The organism is Sphingopyxis terrae subsp. terrae NBRC 15098, from assembly GCF_001610975.1.
Lineage (GTDB): Bacteria > Pseudomonadota > Alphaproteobacteria > Sphingomonadales > Sphingomonadaceae > Sphingopyxis > Sphingopyxis terrae_A.
The window spans coordinates 3,044,803-3,065,888 of sequence record NZ_CP013342.1; the positions used below are offsets into that span (position 1 = coordinate 3,044,803).

At 65.6% G+C, this 21,086-nt stretch carries 17 protein-coding genes and 1 tRNA gene; 11 read left to right on the plus strand and 7 right to left on the minus strand.

Going from position 1 to position 21,086, the window contains the following annotated elements:
• Nucleotides 1–24: 24 nt before the first annotated feature.
• The 4 genes from AOA14_RS14485 (at nt 25) to AOA14_RS14495 (ending at nt 3,784) form a co-directional block, all read left to right on the plus strand.
• Entirely contained in the window at nt 25–1,338 is a 1,314-nt protein-coding gene (locus tag AOA14_RS14485) for an amidohydrolase (protein WP_062902305.1), read from the plus strand.
• Nucleotides 1,339–1,523: 185 nt separating this feature from the next.
• Nucleotides 1,524–2,294, plus strand: a complete 771-nt coding sequence (locus AOA14_RS14490) for a helix-turn-helix domain-containing protein (protein ID WP_409372297.1) — start codon at nt 1,524–1,526, stop codon at nt 2,292–2,294.
• A gap of 251 nt (nt 2,295–2,545) precedes the next feature.
• Nucleotides 2,546–2,728: a DUF465 domain-containing protein gene (locus tag AOA14_RS19380; RefSeq protein WP_234180278.1), complete on the plus strand. Its 183-nt coding sequence runs from the start codon at nt 2,546–2,548 to the stop codon at nt 2,726–2,728.
• Nucleotides 2,729–2,797: 69 nt separating this feature from the next.
• Nucleotides 2,798–3,784: a TerC family protein gene (locus tag AOA14_RS14495; RefSeq protein ID WP_062903190.1), complete on the plus strand. Its 987-nt coding sequence runs from the start codon at nt 2,798–2,800 to the stop codon at nt 3,782–3,784.
• A gap of 104 nt (nt 3,785–3,888) precedes the next feature.
• On the opposite strand, the gene AOA14_RS14500 is transcribed toward AOA14_RS14495, so the two are convergent.
• The gene (locus AOA14_RS14500; RefSeq protein ID WP_003044268.1) at nt 3,889–4,188 is read right to left on the minus strand and encodes a WYL domain-containing protein; all 300 of its coding nucleotides are present in this window, start codon (nt 4,186–4,188) and stop codon (nt 3,889–3,891) included.
• A 206-nt stretch (nt 4,189–4,394) separates the two neighbouring features.
• Complete coding sequence (locus AOA14_RS14505; RefSeq protein ID WP_062902306.1) at nt 4,395–5,987, minus strand: isocitrate lyase; 1,593 nt, start codon at nt 5,985–5,987, stop codon at nt 4,395–4,397.
• 137 nt (nt 5,988–6,124) lie between these two features.
• On the opposite strand from AOA14_RS14505, the gene AOA14_RS14510 reads away from it, so the two are divergent.
• Nucleotides 6,125–7,513: a helix-turn-helix domain-containing protein gene (locus AOA14_RS14510; RefSeq protein ID WP_062902307.1), complete on the plus strand. Its 1,389-nt coding sequence runs from the start codon at nt 6,125–6,127 to the stop codon at nt 7,511–7,513.
• A gap of 108 nt (nt 7,514–7,621) precedes the next feature.
• Entirely contained in the window at nt 7,622–8,950 is a 1,329-nt protein-coding gene (locus AOA14_RS14515; protein WP_082819944.1) for an HD-GYP domain-containing protein, read from the plus strand.
• Here the strand turns inward: AOA14_RS14515 and AOA14_RS14520 are convergent.
• Nucleotides 8,947–9,984, minus strand: coding sequence for a mannose-1-phosphate guanylyltransferase (locus AOA14_RS14520; protein WP_062902309.1), 1,038 nt, complete (start codon nt 9,982–9,984; stop codon nt 8,947–8,949). The genes AOA14_RS14515 and AOA14_RS14520 overlap by 4 nt on opposite strands.
• Before the next feature lie 123 nt (nt 9,985–10,107).
• Here AOA14_RS14520 and AOA14_RS14525 point away from each other — a divergent pair, with 123 nt between their 5' ends.
• Genes AOA14_RS14525 through AOA14_RS14540 form a run of 4 tightly spaced genes read left to right on the plus strand, consistent with a single transcriptional unit; the run spans nt 10,108 to nt 16,870 of the window.
• Complete coding sequence (locus tag AOA14_RS14525; protein ID WP_062902310.1) at nt 10,108–11,496, plus strand: TIGR03013 family XrtA/PEP-CTERM system glycosyltransferase; 1,389 nt, start codon at nt 10,108–10,110, stop codon at nt 11,494–11,496.
• A gap of 2 nt (nt 11,497–11,498) precedes the next feature.
• Nucleotides 11,499–13,652 carry an XrtA/PEP-CTERM system histidine kinase PrsK gene (gene prsK, locus AOA14_RS14530; protein ID WP_062903191.1) on the plus strand — a complete coding sequence of 718 codons (2,154 nt, stop codon included), beginning with the start codon at nt 11,499–11,501 and terminating at the stop codon, nt 13,650–13,652.
• A complete protein-coding gene (prsR, locus tag AOA14_RS14535; protein ID WP_062902311.1) occupies nt 13,649–15,025 on the plus strand; it encodes a PEP-CTERM-box response regulator transcription factor in 1,377 nt (458 codons plus the stop codon). The genes prsK and prsR overlap by 4 nt, the downstream gene beginning before the upstream one ends.
• Nucleotides 15,026–16,870 carry a tetratricopeptide repeat protein gene (locus tag AOA14_RS14540; protein ID WP_062902312.1) on the plus strand — a complete coding sequence of 615 codons (1,845 nt, stop codon included), beginning with the start codon at nt 15,026–15,028 and terminating at the stop codon, nt 16,868–16,870. It begins immediately after the preceding gene.
• Between the two features lie 12 nt (nt 16,871–16,882).
• Here the strand turns inward: AOA14_RS14540 and AOA14_RS14545 are convergent.
• Nucleotides 16,883–16,956, minus strand: a tRNA-Gly gene (locus tag AOA14_RS14545).
• 100 nt (nt 16,957–17,056) lie between these two features.
• On the opposite strand from AOA14_RS14545, the gene dinB reads away from it, so the two are divergent.
• A complete protein-coding gene (gene dinB, locus AOA14_RS14550; RefSeq protein WP_062902313.1) occupies nt 17,057–18,181 on the plus strand; it encodes a DNA polymerase IV in 1,125 nt (374 codons plus the stop codon).
• Nucleotides 18,182–18,216: 35 nt separating this feature from the next.
• Here the strand turns inward: dinB and AOA14_RS14555 are convergent, their stop codons facing one another.
• The 3 genes from AOA14_RS14555 to AOA14_RS14565 form a co-directional block, all read right to left on the minus strand.
• Nucleotides 18,217–19,812 carry a peptide chain release factor 3 gene (locus AOA14_RS14555; RefSeq protein WP_062764671.1) on the minus strand — a complete coding sequence of 532 codons (1,596 nt, stop codon included), beginning with the start codon at nt 19,810–19,812 and terminating at the stop codon, nt 18,217–18,219.
• A gap of 110 nt (nt 19,813–19,922) precedes the next feature.
• Entirely contained in the window at nt 19,923–20,270 is a 348-nt protein-coding gene (locus AOA14_RS14560) for a GntR family transcriptional regulator (protein WP_003043532.1), read from the minus strand.
• 71 nt (nt 20,271–20,341) lie between these two features.
• On the minus strand, nt 20,342–20,923 hold the full coding sequence (locus AOA14_RS14565) for a nitroreductase family protein (protein WP_062902314.1): 582 nt from the start codon (nt 20,921–20,923) through the stop codon (nt 20,342–20,344).
• Nucleotides 20,924–21,086 lie beyond the last annotated feature (163 nt).

A 21,086-nucleotide genomic window follows, 5' to 3' on the forward strand; every position in this document is an offset into this window, starting at 1 on the left:
AGATTGACGGACAAAGGGGGATTTATGCGGATTTTGTGGACGGGCGTTGCGGCACTGGCGCTGACGATGCCGGCGGCGGCGCAATCGCTGGGCGATCAGGTGCAGCAGCAGATGCCCTCGTTGATGGCGATCTACAAGGATCTGCACGCCAACCCCGAACTCAGCTTCATGGAGGTGCGCTCGGCCGGCATTCTCGCCACCGAAGCGCGCAAGCTCGGCTTCGATGTCACCGAAAAGGTTGGCGGAACCGGCGTCGTCGCCGTGATGAAGAACGGCCCCGGTCCGGTGGTGCTGGTGCGCGCGGACATGGACGGATTGCCGGTGACCGAACAGACGGGCCTGCCCGGTGCGTCAAAGGTTCGCGTGACCACCAAGGAAGGCGTCGAAACCGGCGTGATGCATGCGTGCGGCCACGATACGCACATGACGTCGTGGATCGGCACCGCGCGGCTGATGGCGGCGAACAAGGATAAATGGTCGGGAACGCTGGTGATGATCGGCCAACCCGCCGAGGAGCGCGGCGCGGGCGCGCGGATGATGCTCGAGGATGGGCTCTATACCCGCTTTCCGAAGCCGGAATATGCGCTCGCCTTCCACGACGCAGCGCAGTTTCCGGCCGGAGCGATCGGCTACACGCCGGGCTATGCGCTCGCCAATGTCGATAGCGTCGACATATTGGTAAAGGGCGTCGGCGGTCATGGCGCCTATCCGCAGGCAACCAAGGATCCGATCGTGCTGGCGAGCCGGATCGTCACCGCGCTGCAAACGCTCGTGTCGCGTGAAATCAGCCCGCTCGACAGCGCCGTCGTCACCGTCGGCAGTTTCCATGCCGGCGCGAAGCATAATATCATCCCCGACGAGGCGCGACTGCAGTTGACGGTTCGCAGCTATACCGACGAGGTGCGCAACCATCTGCTCGACGGCATTGCGCGCGTGGCCAAGGGCGAAGCGATCGCCGCAGGCCTCCCCGACGACAAATTGCCGGTGGTCAGCGTCGAAAAGGACGAATTCACGCCCTCGACCTTCAACACCCCCGATTTTACCGAGGATATGGCGGCGTTCCTGACGACGCGCTTTGGCGACAAGCGCGTCATCAAGATGCCGCCGGTCATGGGCGGCGAGGATTTCGGCCGCTTCTCACGCGATGACAAGGACATCAAGAGCCTGATCATCTGGGTCGGCGGCGTGCCGCAGGCCAAACTCGATGCGGCGAAGAAGGAAGGGCGGACCCTGCCCAGCCTTCACTCGCCCTTCTGGGCGCCCGACGCGCCCGCGGTCATCTCGACCGCGACCGAGGCGCTGACGTCGATGGCGATGAAGCTGATGCCGAAGGGGTGATCGGCGGATTGGGGCCGACGCGCTGACCTGATTCGGGCGGCTCGGTCGCAGGCATGATCGGCCTGGCCCTAGCGCCATTTCCCAAATAAATTGGGATGGACCTGTCGGTGGCGCTGTGGTGAGCAAAATCCATGTCTGCGAATGACCCGTTTCCCGGCTTGTCTGCGCGTCTTACCGACCGGGAAGTGGAGGTTTTGCGCCTGTTGGTCGCCGGGCATACCGTCAAGACCATCGCGGCGCGCCTGGGGCGTTCGGAAACCTCGATCAATGAGCGCCTGCGCTCCGCCCGCCGCAAGACGGGGGTCGGCAGCAGCCGCGAATTGGCGCGCCTTCTCGACCTCCAAGAAACTTGTGACGAAAATATCGATCTTCCGAAACCGCCCTCCGATGTGGAGCCGTTGGCGCACACCGCAACCATCGGGGTTCGCGGTTCGAAAGGATTGATCGCCATGCTCTTTGCAATATCCCTGGCCGCCGCCGGGTTGATGTTTGCGGCCGCCCCGTCCGATGACCAGCCGGGTTCATCGAACGCCGCCCATGATACGGCATCGCGTTCCTTGCCGCTGGTCGGAAGATGGTCGCTGGACGCATCGCAGTTGCCCGAAAAAGAACGGCCCCGGCGAGTGACGATCAGCTTCCGGCCGGCGCAGGACGGCAAGTGGACAACGCGCGTCGAAATCGTCGCGCCCGACGGCTCGGTCAAATATTCGGAATCGACCGCCGCGCTCGATGGCGTCGCCGTGCCGATCACCGGCAATATGGGGTTCATCGACACCGTCGCCCTGCGTCAGCCGGCACCGGACACATTGGTCATGACATTGGGAAAGGCAGGCACCCGGGTATCGACGCGGGTCTATACCGTCGCCAAGGATCTGAAATCGATGACCGAAACGATCGTCTGGTCGAGCGACAATAGCCAGAAGCTGGAAACCACGCATTTCAATCGCGTCGAGTGATCGACGCGTAGCGTCCCGTCGCCGGCAGGCGTTCTCCCAAATGTCCCCGGGAGGACTTGCAAGCGGCGGGGCGCTATCCTACATTTGAAAAGTGCGGGCCGGGCCCCTCTGGCGTCGGCGGGATATTTCCCGCCACGTGATGTCGGACCGCATCGGGTGACACCGATGCCTTGGCGGCCCATCCTCCCCCCTACCAAAGGGCCCGGCATCGGCGTCACCTGTTTTGAGCAATCTCAATCAGGAGGCGCCTTATGTCCATGAATACCCACATTTATCGATTGACCGTGCTGCACCGCAAGCTCGACGACGCCGTGCGTCGCGAGCGCGGACGGCGTGGCGGCGATCCGTTTCGCCTGTTGCGGCTGAAGAAGCTGAAGCTGGCGGTCAAGGATCGCCTTGCCATGCTCGCGCGGCGCCCGGCCTTCGGCCGCTAACCATCGATAATCCATGATATGGGCGCGTCGCTTGCGAGCGGCGCGTCCCTTCTTTTGGGACGGACGCATATGGAATTTCTGTTTTCCGACTGGCTCGGCACGCCGGTCTGGTTCTGGGCCGCCTTCATCGTCCTTGTCGTCGCGCTGACCGCATTCGACCTTGGCATCCTGCACAAGGAGAACAAGGAGATGGGGATCGGCGAGAGCCTGAAGCTCTCGGCGCTCTATATCGGCATCGCGCTGGCCTTCGGCGCCTGGATCTGGGCGGAGAAGGGCGGCGAGGCCGGCCTGCAATATTATACGGGCTTCTTCATCGAGAAGGCGCTGTCGATCGACAATATCTTCGTTATCTCGCTGATCTTCGCGACTTTTGCCATCCCCGCGCGCTATCAGTATCGCGCGCTGCTGTGGGGCATCGTCGCGGTGATCGTGCTGCGCGGGATCATGATCGCGGGCGGCGCGGCGCTGGTTACCGAATATGAATGGCTGCTCTATGTCTTCGCCGCCTTTCTGGTCTTCACCGGCGTCAAGATGCTGTTCGCGAGCGACAAGCCGATGGACGTTGCGGGCAATCCGGTCGTCCGCTGGCTGTCACGGCACATTCCGATCACGCCCGACCTGCACGGCGAAAAATTCTTCGTCCGCACGATCGACAAGAAGAGCGGCAAGCTCGCGCTCGCCGCGACGCCGTTGTTCCTGGCGCTGGTGGTCATCAATCTGGCCGACCTCGTTTTCGCGGTCGATAGTGTGCCGGCGATCTTCGCGATCACGACCGACACCTTCATCGTCTATACGTCGAACATCATGGCGATCCTCGGTCTTCGCGCGCTCTATTTCGCGCTCGCCGCGATGGTGCACCGTTTCCACTATCTGAAATATGCGCTGGCGCTGGTGCTCGTCTTCATCGGGTCGAAGATCTTCGTCGCCGACTTCCTGCTCGGCGGGGCCAAATTCCCGCCGCTGATCAGCCTGGGCGTCACGGTCGCGTTGATCGCCGGCGGCGTGCTCTGGTCGCTCGTTAAGACGAAGGACGGCGACGCATCGGCATCCACATAGGAAGCGTGCGGGCCGTCTTTACCTCCCGACAGGGTGGAGGCGGCCCGAACTGCAGCCTGCATGGGAACTCCAGCAGAAAATGCCGGAGCGGCCAGCGGACCGGATTAGATCGACAGGACGAGCGTGTCTTCGTCCTTCGGCGCCACGGGCTCAAAGGCCGGGAGCGGGTCGAAGCCTTCGTCGACCAGCTCGGTCTGCGCCAGTCCATCGAGCTTGAAATGGCCGAGCCGGCGCTCGTCGTCGGAACGCCAATTCTTGTCGAGGTTGAGCGCGCTGACGAACAGCGCGCCGTGGCGTTCGAACATCAGATGCGGCGCGAGGCGCATCACATTGCCATTGTAGCGCGCGGTCACGGTTCGCTTGCGCGCGATGGCTTCCATCAGTTTCAGTCGGGTATCGTTCATGGGGAGATGCCGTTTGTGGGGAGAGGGATTTTTCTATTTCCCCCATAATGCACGCAAATCGGCGGGCTACAAGGCCAATGGGGTAAGTCACCGTATCCAGACAAAAATGCCCGCCGGACATCGATCGACGTCCGGCGGGCAGGCTTTCCTCCCCAGGAAAGCTCGGAAGGCGCGGGGGGCAACGAAAACCCCCGCGCCAAACTGGGTCAGGCGGCGAACTGGTTCATCGTATTGTCCTTGCCCGCGGCCTTCAGAGCCGCTTCGCCGGCGAAATATTCCTTGTGGTCGTCGCCGATGTCGCTGCCCGACATGTTCTGATGCTTCACGCAGGCGATGCCCTGGCGGATTTCCTTGCGCTGGACGCCCTTGACGTAGCCGAGCATCGCTTCGTCGCCGAAATATTCCTTGGCGAGATTGTCGGTGCTGAGCGCCGCAGTGTGATAGGTCGGCAGCGTGATGAGGTGGTGGAAGATGCCCGCCCGCTTCGCCGCGTCGCGCTGGAAGGTGCGGATGCGGTTGTCGGCTTCGATCGACAGCTCCGTCTCGTCATAATCGGCGCTCATCAGCTTGGCGCGATCATAGGCGCTGACGTCCTTGCCTTCGGCCTGCCAGCTGTCGAACACCTGCTGGCGGAAGTTGAGCGTCCAGTTGAAGCTCGGCGAATTATTATAGGCGAGTTTCGCATTGGGGACGACTTCGCGGATGCGATCGACCATGCCGGCGATCTGTTCGATGTGCGGCTTTTCGGTTTCGATCCACAGCAGGTCGGCGCCGTTCTGAAGGCTGGCGATGCAGTCCATAACGCAGCGATCCTCGCCAGTTCCGGGGCGGAACTGATAAAGGTTCGAGGGCAGGCGCTTCGGGCGCATCAGCTTGCCGTCGCGGTTGATCAGGACGTCGCCGGGGTTGCCCGCGCCTTCGACCTCTTCGCAGTCGAGGAAGCTGTTATACCGGTCGCCAAGGTCGCCGGGTTCCTTCGAGAAGGCGATCTGCTTGGTCAGGCCCGCGCCGAGGCTGTCGGTGCGCGTCACGATGATCCCATCCTCGACGCCGAGTTCCATGAAGGCGTAGCGGCAGGCGCGGATCTTCGCGATAAAGTCTTCGTGCGGCACGGTGACCTTGCCGTCCTGGTGACCGCACTGCTTTTCGTCCGAAACCTGATTTTCGATCTGCAGCGCGCAGGCGCCGGCTTCGATCATCTTCTTGGCGAGCAGGTAGGTCGCCTCGGCATTGCCGAAGCCCGCGTCGATGTCGGCAATGATCGGCACGACATGCGTTTCATAATTGTCGATTGCGGCCTGAACCTGCTTGGCCTTGAGTTCGTCGCCCTCGGCGCGCGCGGCGTCGAGATCGCGGAACAGCATGCCGAGTTCGCGGGCGTCGGCCTGACGCAGGAAGGTGTAGATTTCCTCGATCAGCGCCGGGACGCTGGTCTTTTCGTGCATCGACTGGTCGGGCAGCGGACCGAATTCGCTGCGCAGCGCCGCAATCATCCAGCCCGACAGATAGATGTAGCGGCCCTTGGTGGTGCCGAAATGCTTCTTGACCGAGATCATCTTCTGCTGCGCGATGAAGCCGTGCCAGCAGCCGAGCGACTGGGTGTAGTTGGCGGGATCGGCGTCATAGGCGGCCATATCGGCGCGCATGATCCGCGCGGTGTAGCGGGCGATGTCGAGGCCGGTGCGGAACTTGTTCTGGGCGCGCATGCGCGCGACGCTCTCGCCGCTGATGCCGTCCCAGGTGCCATCATAGTCGCGGATGAGGCGGCCAGCCTGTGCCATGTCTTCCTGATAACCCATCGTCATATCCTTGTGAGAGGTGATGGGTGGATGGTGGCGAAAGTGCCGCCGAAAGTGAAAATCTTTGTCAATAATATTTGTGAAATATGGCCATCAGGTGTAAATCAGCATGTAAATCAGTAAAGAAAGTTACAATTATGGCGGAGCGGCGGGTGTTTGCAGGGCCGGCGGTGCGCAAGGTCCGGCGCGAAGCGGCGATGACGCAGGCGGCGATGGCCGAGGCGCTCGATATTTCGCCGAGCTATCTCAACCTGATCGAGCATGGTCAGCGGCCGTTGTCGGCGACGGTGATCGTGCGCCTGGCCGAGCGTTTCGGCTTCGATGCCGCAAAATTGGGCGCCGAGGACGTGCTCGGCGGGCTTGCAGGCCTGCGGCGGCGGCTTGCCGATCCGCGTTTCGCCGATCTCGGCATCGGCGCGCAGGAGGTCGATGAATGGCTGCAGACTGCGCCCACGACCGCCGCGGCCTTTGCACGGCTGTTCGACGCGGCGCCAGAGGGGCGCGCGGACGTGGAGGGCGATGCCCCCGAAGTGGCCGCGGTGCGCCGCGCCATCGAGAAATGGCGCAACCATTTCCCCGACCTCGACGCCCGCGCCGAGGAACTGGCCGATGAATTGCGCCTTGCGGGCGGTGACCTTTACGGCACGATTTCGGAGCGGCTGCGTACGCGCCACCAGCTCGGCATCCGCATCCTGCCCGCCGATGTCATGCCCGACCGGCTCCGCTGGCTCGACTGGCATGCGCGGCAATTGATGCTGAACGAACTGCTGCGCCCGGCAAGCCGGACCTTTCAGGCGGCGGCGACGCTGGCGCAGATCGAGGCGAAGGACGAGATCGATGCGCTGATTGCCGGCGCGGAATTTGCCGAAGCGGCAGCGGCGCGGCTGTTCGAGCGGCACCTGATCCAATATTTCGCGAGCGCGCTGATGATGCCCTATGGCCGCTTCCTGCGCGCCTGTGATGCGACGGGTTACGATCTGCTGTTGCTGCAGCGCCGCTTCGGGGCGAGCTTCGAGCAGGTGGCGCATCGGTTGACGACGCTGCAGCGCGTGGGTGCGCGCGGGCTGCCCTTCTTCATGCTGCGCATCGACCGCGCGGGGCAGGGGAGCAAGCGCTATGCCGGCGCGAGCCAGTCGCCGCTCGTCGACGGCGATGCGCGCTGTCCCTTGTGGGGCGTCCACGAAGCGTTCGCGCGCCCCGGCGAAGTGGTCGCCGATCTCGTCGAACTGGAAGACGGATCGCGCTGGTTCACGCAGAGCCGCAACGTGGCGGCGCCCGGCGCGACGGGGGGCGGGACGCCGGCGCGGTTCGCGGTGTGCGTCGGCGTCGATGCCAAGGTTGCGGCGCCGCTGATCGCCGCGCGCGGTCTGGACCTGATGCGCAGCGCCGCGACGCCGATCGGCCTTGGTTGTCGTCGCTGCACGCGGACCGGCTGCGTCCAGCGATCGGCGCCGCCGATCGGTCGCCCGCTGCGCTTTCGCGATGGCGAACGCGGCGTGAGCGCCTTCGATTTTGCGGGCGATTGAGTTTCCGTCCCAAAACGGGGCAGCGCATATACCCGCTTTTAAGAAAGTCTATGTAGCGCCGGAGGTTGGCATCGGGGGGATGCCAAGGACCTGTTGGGACCGCGCGTTATGTTGGTTCGGATAAAGCCCGAAGAGGCTCAGATCGGGATGTTCGTCCACGGCTTTGAAGGCTCGTGGTTCGATCACCCATTTTGGCGTCGGCATTTTCGCGTCGAAACGATGGAACAATTGCTGCGTATCCGCGCCTCCGCAATCGACGCGCTGATCATCGACAAGAGCCGCAGCGACATCGATGAAGCGACAGACGCGCCGTGGCCCGAGTCGGTCGCGGCGAAACTTCCTGCGCGTCCCCAGCCATCGCGCGCCGCGGCACGGCCGATCGCCTGGCCCGAGCCCATGGTGCCCCCGCCTCCGCCGCCGCGCGACGAACCGCGCCAGCGCAAGGGCTATGCCGCCGAATGTCGCCGCGCGCGCCGCGCCATCGAACGGTCGCGCGAAGCGGTCAGCGAAATGTTCGAGACGGCTCGGCTGGGCCGCGCGGTCGAGGCCCGGCGGATGGTGCCGCTCGCCAAATCGATCGGCGCGTCGATCGAACGCGATCCCAAGGCGCTGATCAATCTCGTCCGCCTGAAGGAAAAGGACCAATATACCTATCTCCATTCGGTGGCGGTGTGCGCGCTGATGATGAATTTCGCGCGGCATCTGGAACTCGATGAGCGCGTCGTGCAGGATCTGGGCGTCGCCGGACTGCTTCACGATGTCGGCAAGATTGCGATTTCGGACGACATTTTGACCAAGTCGGGGGCGCTGTCGGATCTTGAGCGCGATTCGGTGCGCGGGCATCCGGCGGCTGGCCACCAATTGCTCGCCAATTCGAAGGATGTTCCCGAGGCGGCGCTCGAAGTCTGCCTGCGGCACCATGAGAAGGTCGATGGCGCCGGCTATCCCGATGGCCTGTCGGGCGAGGCATTGTCGCTGTTCGCGCGGATGGGTGCCATCTGCGACGTCTATGACGCGGTGACGTCGGAGCGTCCCTACAAGGATCCGTGGACGCCGTGCGAGGCGCTGACCGAAATGCAGCAATGGCACGGGCATTTCGATAGCCGTCTGCTCGAACAATTCGCCGACAGCCTGGGCATTTATCCGGTCGGGACGCTGGTGCGGCTGTCGTGCGGCGAACTGGGCGTCGTGACGGGCAGCGCGGGCGACTATGCTGAGGATGTCATGGTGCGCATCTTCTTCGACTGCGAGACGCTGACCGAGATCGCGTTCCACGACCGCGCCATCGGGCCATCGGCAGATAATCCGCGTATTGTCGGACGCGACAGCCCGACCTTCTGGCGCTTCGCCGACTGGGACGCGATGCGCCAGCGGATATTGGCAGCGCAGGTCGATATCCTGCCCGCGGAGGAGAATGGCGCGCGCCTCGCGCCCTAACCGCGTGCCTTGGCCGCGGCACGGACGTCCTGCGAGCGGTCGAGCGGCATGACGAGAATGTCGTCGCCGTCGACGATGACCGCGACGCCTTCCATCCCGACGAGCGACACGCGCTTGCCGCCGGCACGGACAAGATTGCCGTGACTGTCGTGCAGGAACGCGTCGCCGCTGACCGCATTGCCGTCGGCATCCTTGCCGCCAGCCAGAGCGTGGACGGCCTGCCAACTTCCGAGATCCGACCAGCCCATCGCCACGGGAACGACGGCGACGCGGTCGTCCTTTTCCATCACCGCATAGTCGATCGAATCGGAGGGCGCGGCGGCAAAGGCGTCGGCGTCGGCATAGAGCGCGTCGCCGTCATATCGGCCCGCGGCGACGGCGCGGTCGGCGGCTTCGAAGATCGCGCGGCAATGGGTGAGCATCGCATCGCGCATGCGGCCAGCGCGAAACAGGAAAATGCCCGCGTTCCAGCTATAACCGCCTGCAGCCAGCATATGTTCGGCCTCGGCCAGGGGCGGCTTTTCCACGAAGCGGGCGACCGCGAAACCATCGTCGCCGAGCGCGGCGCCGCTGGCGATATAGCCGAAGCCGGTTTCGGGGCGGTCGGGGGCGATGCCGAAGGTGACGAGCCAGTCCTGCTGCGCCAGATGCGCGCCCTTGGCGATGGCGGCGTGGAAGGCGGAAACGTCGGCGATGATATGGTCGCTGGGCATGACGAGCAGCAAGCTGTCGGCGTCGGCGCGCGCCACCGCAAGCGCGATGGCGGCGGCGGTGTTGCGCGGCATCGGTTCGACGAGCAGCGCGGCCTCATGATCGCCCATCTGGTCGCGCACGGTCGCGACATGGCCTGTCCCGCACAGGATCACGGGCGGCGTGAAATGCGCCCCGGCTGGGGTGCGGGCGACGGTCTGCCGGAGCAGGCTTTCGGAGCCGGTCAGCGGCAGGAATTGCTTGGCGCGATCACCGCGCGATTCGGGCCAGAGACGGGTACCCGCGCCGCCGCACAGGATGATCGGTTGAATTTCGGTACTCATCCCCTGGCTCTATCCTCTGTCGGTCGCGCGGTCATCCCCGAATAGGGTCCGGCGCGAGTGTAAAATTAACCGACACTTCACGCCTCGACCTTAGGATGTCAGCCCGAAAGGGCCAGGCGCAACATGTTCCGTTTGTTCAAACATTATGTCCCGCACGCGGTCGTCTGGCTCGCGCTGCTGGAATTTGCGGCGCTGTTTGCGTCTGCCAATGCGGCGTGGGCGCTTTATGCGCATATCGCCGGCTTCGATGCCGGTGACTTCAGCGATCGCTGGTTGCCGCTCACCACCTTTGCCGTCGCCAATTCGCTCGCGATGATGGCGACCGGCATGTATGGCGCCGAAGCGCTGCGATCGATGAAATTCGCGACGGCGCGCCTGCTCGCCGCGGTGTCGCTGGGCGTCATTTTCCTTTCGGTGGTCGGCTTTCTTCTGCCGACCGCGACGCTGTGGCGCGTCAACAGCTTTTACGCGATGGGATTGGCGATCGCGGCGCTGTTTCTCATCCGGCTGGCACTGACGCAAAGTGCGGGCGCCGATGCGTTCAAGCGGCGCATCCTCGTGCTGGGCGCCGGCGCGCGCGCGGCGCGGCTGCGCGCGCTGGCCGAGGCGCCGGGAAGCGGCATCGACGTCGTCGGCTTCGTTGCGATGACCGGGAACGAGCGCACGATTGCCGAGGCGGTCCCACGCGAAGCGATCGCCAACCTGTCCGACCATGTCGTTGCGCTGCGCGCGGGCGAGGTCGTGCTCGCGATGGAGGAGCGGCGCAATGCGCTGCCGCTCGCCGATCTGCTGCGCGTCAAGACGACCGGCGTGCATGTCAACGACATCGCCAGCTTCATCGAACGCGAAACGGGCCGCGTCGATCTGGCGACGACAAACCCCAGCGTTCTGATCTTTTCCGACGGTTTTTCGGCGGGGCAACGCATCTCCAAGGTCGGCAAACGGCTGTTCGATATCGTTGCCAGCCTGATCGTGCTGGTGATCGGCCTGCCGCTCGCGCTGATCGCGGCGCTTGCCGTGAAACTCGATAGCAAGGGGCCGGTCCTCTATCGCCAGCCGCGCGTCGGTTTGTTCGGCGAACCTTATAATATCTTGAAGATCCGTTCGATGCGCACCGATGCCGAAGCGGCGGGCAAGGCGGTGTGGGCGGCGGAAAACGACCCCCGCATCACGCGCGTCGGCCACATCATCCGCAAGCTGCGCATCGACGAACTGCCGCAGCTCTGGTGCGTGCTGAAAGGCGAGATGAGCTTCGTTGGCCCGCGCCCCGAACGGCCGAGCTTCGTCGACGAACTCGAACGCCAGCTGCCCTATTATGCCGAACGCCATATGGTGAAGCCCGGCCTGACCGGCTGGGCGCAGATCAACTATCCCTATGGCGCGTCGGTCGAGGATGCGCGGGTGAAGCTGGAATATGATCTTTATTATGCAAAGAATTATTCGCCCTTCCTCGATCTTCTGATCCTGCTCCAGACGGTGCGCGTCGTGCTGTGGCCGGAGGGCGCGCGCTGACGATGACGCTTCTCGCCGGCCTTACGCATTTGTTCGCCGGGCTTGGAACCTTGGGCTTTTCGGGCGCCGCGATCTGGCTGCTCGTGCGGCCGCGCGCGCGCATGGCGGCCTTGCTCACCGCACCGCGCGCCACGATTGCGGCGGCGGCGGCGATGGCCGTGTGGTGCGGCGCCTTGTGGCTCGCGGGGCCGGACAGTGCGGCCGCGCTCGTCGTGCAACCGCTGCGCGATGCGGCGATCCTGCTATGGCTCGGCGCCAGTTTCTGGAGTGCGGCGGCGCCGATGGGGCGGCCGTTGCGGCTGGTTCAGCGACTGCTGCTGACCATCTGTTTCCTGATGTTCGGTATCGGCGCGCTGTCGATCTGGCAGGGCGGCGATGCGGCTGAATCCTGGGCGGCGCCGACGCTTGCGATTTCGGCGATGATCGTCGCGACGGGCGGGTTGATCGTCGTCGATGGCGGCGTGCGCCGCGCGAGCGCCGCGATCCGCACCCCGGTGCTGGCAATCGCCGGCGGCTTCGCGATGCTGTGGACCTATGAGCTCAATATCCAGTTCATCGGGGCGCTGACCGGCACCCGCGCGACGACGCTGATCGCGCTGCTTCCCGCGGTCGCGCTGTTGATCCTGCCGCTGTTCGTGCTCGCCGCGATGGACGTCGGGCGCGAGCGTATCCGCCTGTCGCGCAGCGTCGCGGCACGGGGGATGCTGCTGCTTGCGGCGGCCGCCTATCTGGTGCTGATCGGCGTCGTCGGGGCGGTCACGCGGCTGATCGGCGGCGATTATGGAGAGGCGGCGCAGGGGATCTTCCTGATCGCGGCGCTGGGTATCGGCGGGCTGCTGCTGCTGTCGGCGCCGACGCGTGCCTGGCTGTCGGTGATGATCTCCAAGCATTTCTTCGAGCACCGCTATGATTACCGCGCCGAATGGCTGCGCTTCACCGCGACGCTGGGCCAGTTCGGTGAACGCGCGGGCGATGGCGTGGAGGGGGGCGAGGATGGGGGCGATCTCCACCGCCGTGTCGCCAAGGCGCTCGCCGAACTGACCGGCAGTCCTGGCGCGCTGCTGCTGGTACCCGACGGGCAGGGCGGCTTTCGGGCCGCCGACCGGTGGCGCTGGACCGACGCGGGCGAGGGCGAGGGGCAGGGCGATGCGTCGCTGTCGCCGCGATCGGCCTATATGCTTCAGGAAACGCGGCACATCGTCGATCTCGACGCCGAACGCGCGGGCAAGCGGCAGGGGGCTGAGGATCTGGCGTTTCCCGACTGGCTGCTCTCCGACCCGCGGGCGTGGGTGGTGGTGCCCGTGCTGCATTTCCAGCGAATGATTGCGGTCGTGGTGCTCCACCGCCCGCCGGTGTCGCGCGCGCTCGACTGGGAGGATCTCGACGTGCTGCGCATCGCGGGCCAGCAGGCGGCGAGCTATCTGGCCGAAGCGCAGGGGCAGCAGGCGCTGTCGGAAGCCAAGCGCTTCGACGAATTCAACCGCCGCTTCGCCTTCATCATGCACGACATCAAGAATCTGGCGAGCCAATTGTCGCTGCTCGCGCGCAATGCCGAGCGCCATGCCGACAAGCCGGAGTTTCGTGCCGACATGATCGAGACGCTGCGCATTTCGGCGGGGCGCCTGTCCGATCTGCTCGAACGACTGTCGCCGCGCGGCCGCGGACCCGCGGGCGAGCGCGGACGCGTCCTGATCGAGCCGGTGCTAAACGACGTCGCAGCCGAAGTGCGCGCGCGCCGCGCGCTGTTCGTCGGGTGTCAGGCGGGGCTGACGGCGTGGGGCGATGCGGCGTCGATCCGGCAGATCGTCCAGCATCTCGTCACCAATGCCATCGACGCCTCGCCGTCCGATACGCCAGTGCAACTGATCGCAGTCGCCGAACAGGGCCGGGTGCGGATCGATGTCATCGACCAGGGCAGCGGCATGACGCGCGCCTTCATCCGCGACGAACTGTTCAAACCCTTTGTGTCGACCAAGGATGGCGGCTTCGGGCTGGGGGCGTTCGAGGCGATGGGGCTGGCGCAGGCGATGGGCGGGCGGATCGAGGTGACGAGCGAGCCGGGCAAGGGCAGCGATTTTTCGCTGTGGCTGCCGCTCGCCGACGGGCGCGACGCGGTGAATGACGATCAGGACGACAGGAAAGCAGTAAATCAATGAGCGACACCGGCGCGCCCCGCCCGAAACTGCTGGTCGTCGAGGACGATCCGGGGCTGCAGACGCAGCTCAAATGGGCCTATGAAGATTATGAGGTGCTGGTCGCGGGCGACCACGACAGCGCGATCGACCTGCTGCGCGCGGAAGAACCTTCGGTGGTCACGCTCGACCTCGGCCTTCCGCCCGATCCCGACGGAACGCGCGAGGGCTTCCGCATCCTGCAGGCGATCCTCGAGCTGAAGCCCGATACCAAGGTGATCGTCGTTTCGGGGCATGGCGAGCGCTCCAGCGCCCTTGCCGTTATCGCAAGCGGGGCTTGGGATTTTTATCAGAAACCGATCGACATCGACGAACTGGGCCTGATCGTCCGCCGCGCCTTTCACGTCCGCGCGCTCGAGGTCGAAAATGCGCGGCTTGCCGAGGCAGGGACGGGCGACAACCGCGTCCTCGGCGGCATGATTACCGGCGCCCCCGAAATGCAGAAGGTTGCGCGCACGATCGAGCGCGTCGCCAACCTCGACGTGTCGGTGATGCTACTCGGCGCCAGCGGCACGGGCAAGGAATTGCTCGCGCGCGGGCTGCACGAGGCGAGCGGGCGGCGGGACGGCGCTTTCGTCGCGATCAACTGCGCCGCCATCCCCGAAAATCTGCTCGAAAGCGAATTGTTCGGGCATGAAAAGGGCGCGTTCACCGGCGCGGTCAAGACCACCGAGGGCAAGATCGAGCTGGCGCACGGCGGCACGCTGTTCCTCGACGAAGTCGGCGACATTCCGCTCCCGCTGCAGGTGAAGCTGCTGCGTTTCCTGCAGGAACGCACGATCGAGCGCATCGGCGGCCGCAAGCCGATCGCGGTTGATACGCGCATCGTCTGTGCAACGCACCGCGACCTCGACGCGATGATCGCCCAAGGTGCCTTCCGCGATGACCTTTATTACCGGCTCGCCGAAATGGTGGTGAAGATCCCCGCGCTCGCCGAACGGCCGGGCGACGCGGTGCTGCTCGCACGGCATTTCCTGCATAAATATGCGCCCGAAATGAACCCGGCGGTGCGCGGCTTTGCACCCGATGCGTTGCAGGCGATCGATGCGGCCCGCTGGCCGGGCAATGTGCGCGAGCTGGAAAACCGGATCAAGCGCGCGGTCATCATGGCCGACGGCAAGCTGGTGACGAAGGACGATCTCGACATTGCGGGGCGCGGCGACGAGCCCGGGGAAAGCCACCTCAATCTGCGCAGCGCGCGCGAAGCCGCCGACCGCGTGGCGATCCGCCGCGCGATGACGCAAAGCGAGGGGAATATCTCGCTTGCCTCCAAATTGCTCGGGATCAGTCGCCCCACGCTTTACGACCTGCTCAAGCAATATCGGATTCAGGCCTGAATGGCATGGCGCGGGCCTTGGCTGGCCGTGCTGGTCGCGGCGTCGGCGCTCGCCGGCTGCGCCGCGCCGCAGCCGCCGGGTTCGCGCGCCGACCTGCAGGAGCGCCGCGCCGAACTGCAACGGGCGGTCGCTGACGATCCGCAATCGTTCGAACCGCGCATCCGGCTGATCCGCATATTGTTCCGGCTCGGCGACGGAGTGGCGGCCGAGGCCGCGGTCAAGGCGACGATCGATGCGGGCGGCAATCGCGCCGTGCTGCGCCCGCTGCTCGCGCGCGCCTATGCGATGCAGGGCGACGGCCGCCGCGCCTTCGAGGAACTCGACGGCGGTCCGATCGCACCCGAAATGATGGGCGAGGCGGCGTGGGTCGCGGGCAACGTCCATCTGGACAATGGCGACCTTGCGTCGGCGCGCGACGCCTATGACCGCGCGGTGCGCGAACTGCCCCGCGATTCAATGCTGTGGGTCGATGTCGCGCGCTTCCGCAATGCCAATGCCGATATCAAGGGCGCCCGCGATGCGGCCGACTATGCGATCGAACTCGATGGAACGAACAGCGCAGCGCTGGCACTCAAGGCCAATCTCGTCCGCACCGAGGAGGGGCTGCGCGCATCGCTGCGCTGGTACGACGCGGCGCTCGCCGCCGATCCCGACAATGCCGGGGCGCTGATCGATCAGGCCGCGACGCTCGGCGATATCGGCCGCTATCGCGACATGCTGGTCGCGTTGCGCCACGCCGCGACGCTGATCCCCGGCGATCCGCGGATCTATTATCTGCAGGCAGTGCTCGCGGCGCGCGCCGACGATTATCAGCTCGCGCGCAGCCTGCTCCAGCGCACACGCGGGCAGATGGACGACGAACCGGGCTTCATGCTGCTAAGCGCCATCGTTGAGCTGCAACTGGGCGGCGAGGCAGTCGGCGCGAGCTGGGCCGAGCGGCTGCTTGCCGAACAGCCCGACAATTTCACCGCGCGGCGCGTGCTGGCCGCGGCGAACTGGGCCGATGGCGACGACGACGGCGCGATGGCGGCGCTGCAACCGATCGTCGATCGCGGCGATGCCGATAGCTGGTCGCTGCTGCTTGCTGCACGCGTCGCTGCCGAAGAAGGCCGAGGCGGCGTATCTGCGGATTATCAGGCGCGCGCCGCCAGCCTGGCGCGCGGCGAGGCTGGACCCTTTGCGGTCGATAACGACTATGGCCTGGTCGCGATGGCGGCCGATGCCGCCCCGCTCGATCCGGCAAAGGCGATCCCGGCGATCGCGGCCGACATGGCAAGCGGCCAATATGCCCGGGCCATCGCGCGCGCGACGCGGCTGCGCGACGCCAATCGCGGCGTCGCCGACGCGCATATCCTGCTCGGCGACGCGGCGCTGGCGGGCGAGCGCTATGATCTTGCCATCGCCGCCTATCGTGCCGCGCGCGACCTCGACGCGGGGGAGCGCACGACGCTGCGGCTCGCCAACGCGCTCTATCGCTCGGGCGATCCGGCGGGATCGGGCGCGGCGATCCTCGCGCTGCGCAATCGCCAGCCATCGAGCCTCGCCGCCGAACGGCTGGCGGGGCATCTGGCGATGGACTTGCGGCATTGGCATCAGGCGATCGCCCATTTTGACCGGGTGCGGCAACGGATCGGCAACCGCGACGTAGTCATCCTGCGCGAACTGGCGCGCGCCTGGGCCGCAAAGGGCGACGACGCCCGCGCACTGCCGATGATCGCGCTCGCCTATCGCCTGCAGCCGCTGAACGCCGACATCATGCGGCTCTATGCCGATCTTCTCGAACGGCGGGGGAAGGATCAGGCGGCAGCCGACCTGCGCGACAAGGCCGATCAGATCGGGCGGTGATGCAGGGGAAGTTGGAGCGGGTAGCGGGAATCGAACCCGCCTAGCTAGCTTGGAAGGCTAGAGCATTACCACTATGCTATACCCGCTTCGCCAAGGTGCGCGCGATTGCCAGTTTGGGGCGGGGTCGTCAAGCGGAACGCGCAGCGGTGATTGAGAACATCGTGGCAACATGCTAGGAATCGGCGTGTGAGCGAGACCGGCGACAGTGAAGCGGACGGCGGCGAGGCGCCGGTTCGCAAAATCATCCATGTCGACATGGACGCCTTTTACGCCTCGGTCGAGCAGCGCGATGATCCGGCGCTGCGCGGCAAGCCCGTCGCGGTCGGCGGATCTCCGCGGCGCGGGGTGGTCGCCGCCGCATCCTATGAAGCGCGCAAATTCGGCGTCCGGTCGGCGATGCCGAGCATCACCGCGAAGCGCCAGTGTCCCGAGCTGATTTTCGTGCCGCCGCGGTTCGACGCCTATCGCGCGATATCGCATCAGATCCGCGCAATCTTTCACGACTACGCCGACGATGTCGAACCGTTGTCGCTCGACGAAGCCTATCTCGACGTGACGCGCGACAAGGCGGAACTGGGCAGCGCGACGGCGACCGCGCGGCTGATCCGGGAACGCATCCGCGCCGAAACCGGCCTGACCGCGTCGGCCGGCGTGTCGTACAACAAGTTCATCGCCAAGCTGGCATCGGATCAGAACAAGCCCGACGGGATGACGGTGATTCCGCCGGGGAAAGGCGCGACGTTCGTCCAGACGCTGTCGATCCGGCGGTTTCATGGCATCGGCCCCGTGTCCGCCGCGAAGATGGAGGGGCTCGGCATCTTTTCGGGCGCCGATCTGGCGGCGCAGGACCGCGCGTGGCTGGCGGCGCATTTCGGCAATAGCGCCGAATGGCTCTATAACCTGGCGCGCGGGGTGGACCATCGCCGCGTCCGGTCGAACCGGCCGCTCAAGTCCCTCGGCGGCGAGCGGACCTTCTTCAACGATCTGGTCAGCGACACCGAAATTCGCGAGGCGCTCGCCCATGTCTGCACCGTGGTATGGGACCGGGCGGCGAAGAAGCGCGCGCGCGGGCGGACGGTGACGCTGAAGCTGCGCTATGCCGACTTCCGCACGATCACGCGCGCAAAGTCGGTGGCAGCGCCGATCGCCGACGGGGCGGCGTTGCTCGCGGCGGGGGAGGCGATCCTTGCCCCCTTGCTGCCGGTCGAGCAGGGGATCCGGCTGCTCGGCGTGACGCTGAGCAAGTTCGAGGGCGAGGAAGAGGAGAGCGACGCGGCCGCTGCGCCCGCAGATTTGCTGAGCCTGCTCTGATGTAGGTCGCCCCAGCCTTCGCGGGGGCGGCGAGATTATTGGGCCGGTGCGAACACCCGTTCCTTGGTCGCGGTGAAGCGGATTGACGGGTTGCGCTGCGTCACATAGCCGACTTCCCACGCATCCTTGGCCATGAAGACCGGCGCGCCGTCACGGTCGGTGGCGGCGGCGCCGCGATTGTCGGCCTGGAACTGCTTAAGCGCGGCGGCGTCATCGCTGGCGATCCAGCGCGCGGTATCCCACGGGCTGGCCTCGAGCTTTGCCTCGACCTTATATTCGGCCTCGAGCCGACTGATCAGCACGTCGAGCTGGAGCTGGCCGACGACGCCCACGATCATGTTGGCCCCGATCTCCGGATAGAAGACCTGGATGATCCCTTCTTCGGCCATGTCGTCGAGCGCCTTGCGGAGCTGTTTGGTCTTGGTCGGATCGACGAGCGCGACGCGGCGTAGGATTTCGGGGGCGAAGTTCGGCAGGCCGGTGATCATCACGTCGCTGCGTTCGGAGAGGGTGTCGCCGACGCGCAGCGTTCCGTGGTTGGGGATGCCGATGATGTCGCCGGGCCAGGCTTCTTCGGCCATTTCGCGGTCCTGCGCGAGGAAAAGCATCGGGCGGCTGATCGCGATCGCCTTGCCGGTGCCGCCCTGCGTCAGTCGCATCCCGCGCTCGAACTTGCCCGAACACAGGCGCATGAAGGCGATGCGGTCGCGGTGCGCGGGGTTCATATTCGCCTGTACCTTGAAGACGAAGCCGGTGACGGCATCGTCGTCGGGGCGTACCGGCGCGGGTTCGGCAGGCTGCGGCTGCGGTCCCGGCGCATGCGCCGCGAGCCCGGCGAGCAGATCGACGACGCCGAATTCCTTGAGCGCGGAGCCGAAATAGACGGGGGTGAGGTCGCCGTTCCGATAGGCGTCAACGTCGAAGGACGCATAGCCCGCGGAGGCGAGCTCGATTTCTTCGTTGAACTGATCGAGCGCACGCGAATCGACCGCCGCCGCCAGCTTCGGATCGTCATGGCCGGTGAGCGCGATCCGTTCGCCCTCGAACGCCCGCGAGGCTTCCTTGCCGGGGACCGCGAGCGACGGTTCGACCAGATCATAGAGGCCCGAGAAGGTGCCGCCCATCCCGACCGGCCAGTTCATCGGACAGACGTCGAGCGCCAGCCGGTCGGCGACCTCGTCGAGCAGTTCGAAGGGCGACTGGCCTTCGCGGTCGACCTTGTTGATGAAGGTGATGATCGGCACCGAGCGCAGGCGGCACACCTCGAACAGCTTGAGCGTCTGCGGTTCGATCCCCTTGGCGGCGTCGATCACCATCACCGCGCTATCGACCGCGGTGAGCGTGCGATAGGTGTCCTCGCTGAAATCCTCGTGCCCCGGCGTGTCGAGCAGGTTGAAGACAAGGCCCTGATGTTCGAAGGTCATCACCGACGAGGTCACCGAAATGCCGCGCTGCTGTTCGATCTTCATCCAGTCGGAGCGGGCGCGCCGCGCCTGTCCGCGTGCCTTGACCTCGCCCGCCATATGGATGGCGCCGCCCGCAACGAGCAGCTTTTCGGTCAGCGTCGTCTTGCCCGCGTCGGGGTGCGAGATGATGGCGAAGGTGCGGCGGTCTGGGTGGTTCTGGGACATGGCGCCGGGCGCCTAGCAGGTGGCGGCGTCAGTGGAAAGGGCTGACGCAGCATCGTGTCTTCCCGCAGCGGCGGCGCAGCGGCCCCGCTCGTCGCGTTCGGGAATGACGATCAGGCGTCGGTGAGGTCGAGCAGCGTCCGCGCGTCGAGGCCGATGCGGCGCATCTGCTCGGCGACCGGCGGCCAGACGTTGGTCAGGAAATCTTCGCGCATCAGCGTGCGCAGGCGATCGGTTGCACCCTCGGCGACGAACATGCCGACCCCGCGCTTTACCGTGACCAGACCTTCGTCCTGAAAGGTCTGATAGGCTTTGGCGACGGTCAGCGGGTTGGCGCCTTCCTCGGCAGCGAGCGACCGGACCGACGGGAGCATGTCGCCGTCGCGAAAGGTGCCGTCGAGAATCGCATTGGCGATCACGTCACGAAGCCGTTGATAAACGGGTTTGGTCTGATCGAGCATGCCGCCTTAATGCCATAAGACAGCAGCACAGTCAATTGAAGAAAATTAGTTTCTGCTGATATTAGGCGACACTAAATGTCCCAGGCGCTGACGATTTCGTCATAATCTGGACGCGGGCGTTCCGACAGGTCGGCGCAGGGGGTGCCGATAAAGAAATAGCCGACGATCGCGTCGCCTTCGCGCAGCCCGAATGCGGCGCCGACGTTCGGGCTGAACGCCGCCCAGCCGGTGAGCCAGCTGCCGACATAGCCGTGGGCGTGCGCGGCGTGGAGCAGGTTCATGCCGACTGCTCCCGCCGACATCTGCTGTTCCCACAGCGGGATCTTGCTGCCCGCGACGGGCGCCGAGACGAGGAGCAGCAGCGTCGGCGCCTGATGCGCAAACTGGTCGAGCGCAGAGAGATCCATGCCGGCCGCGCCGGGATTTTCGGCAACCCATGCCTGCTTGAGCAGCGCGGCAAAGGCATCGCGCTGTTCGGGCGCGATCGTGATGATGCGCCAGGGGGCGAGCTTGCCATGATCGGGCGTGCGCAGCGCGAGTTCGATGATCGCGCGCAATTCGTCCGCGTCGGGCCCAGGGGCGACCATGTCGCGCGCCTTGCCCGAGCGGCGCGTGGCGAGGTGGCTTTTCAGCGAAGAGGTGTCGTTGAACATCGCGCGCCATGTGGCGTCTCGCCCGCATCCGCGCAACCCCGCCGCGTCGGGCGCTTTGGTTTCATGCGCAATTAGATTCTTCCCATACGCAATTTTCGCGCTAGGTTGCCCCATTCGCGCGGCAGAAGTCCGCGGCAAAACCATCCGGGAAAAGGGACGCATA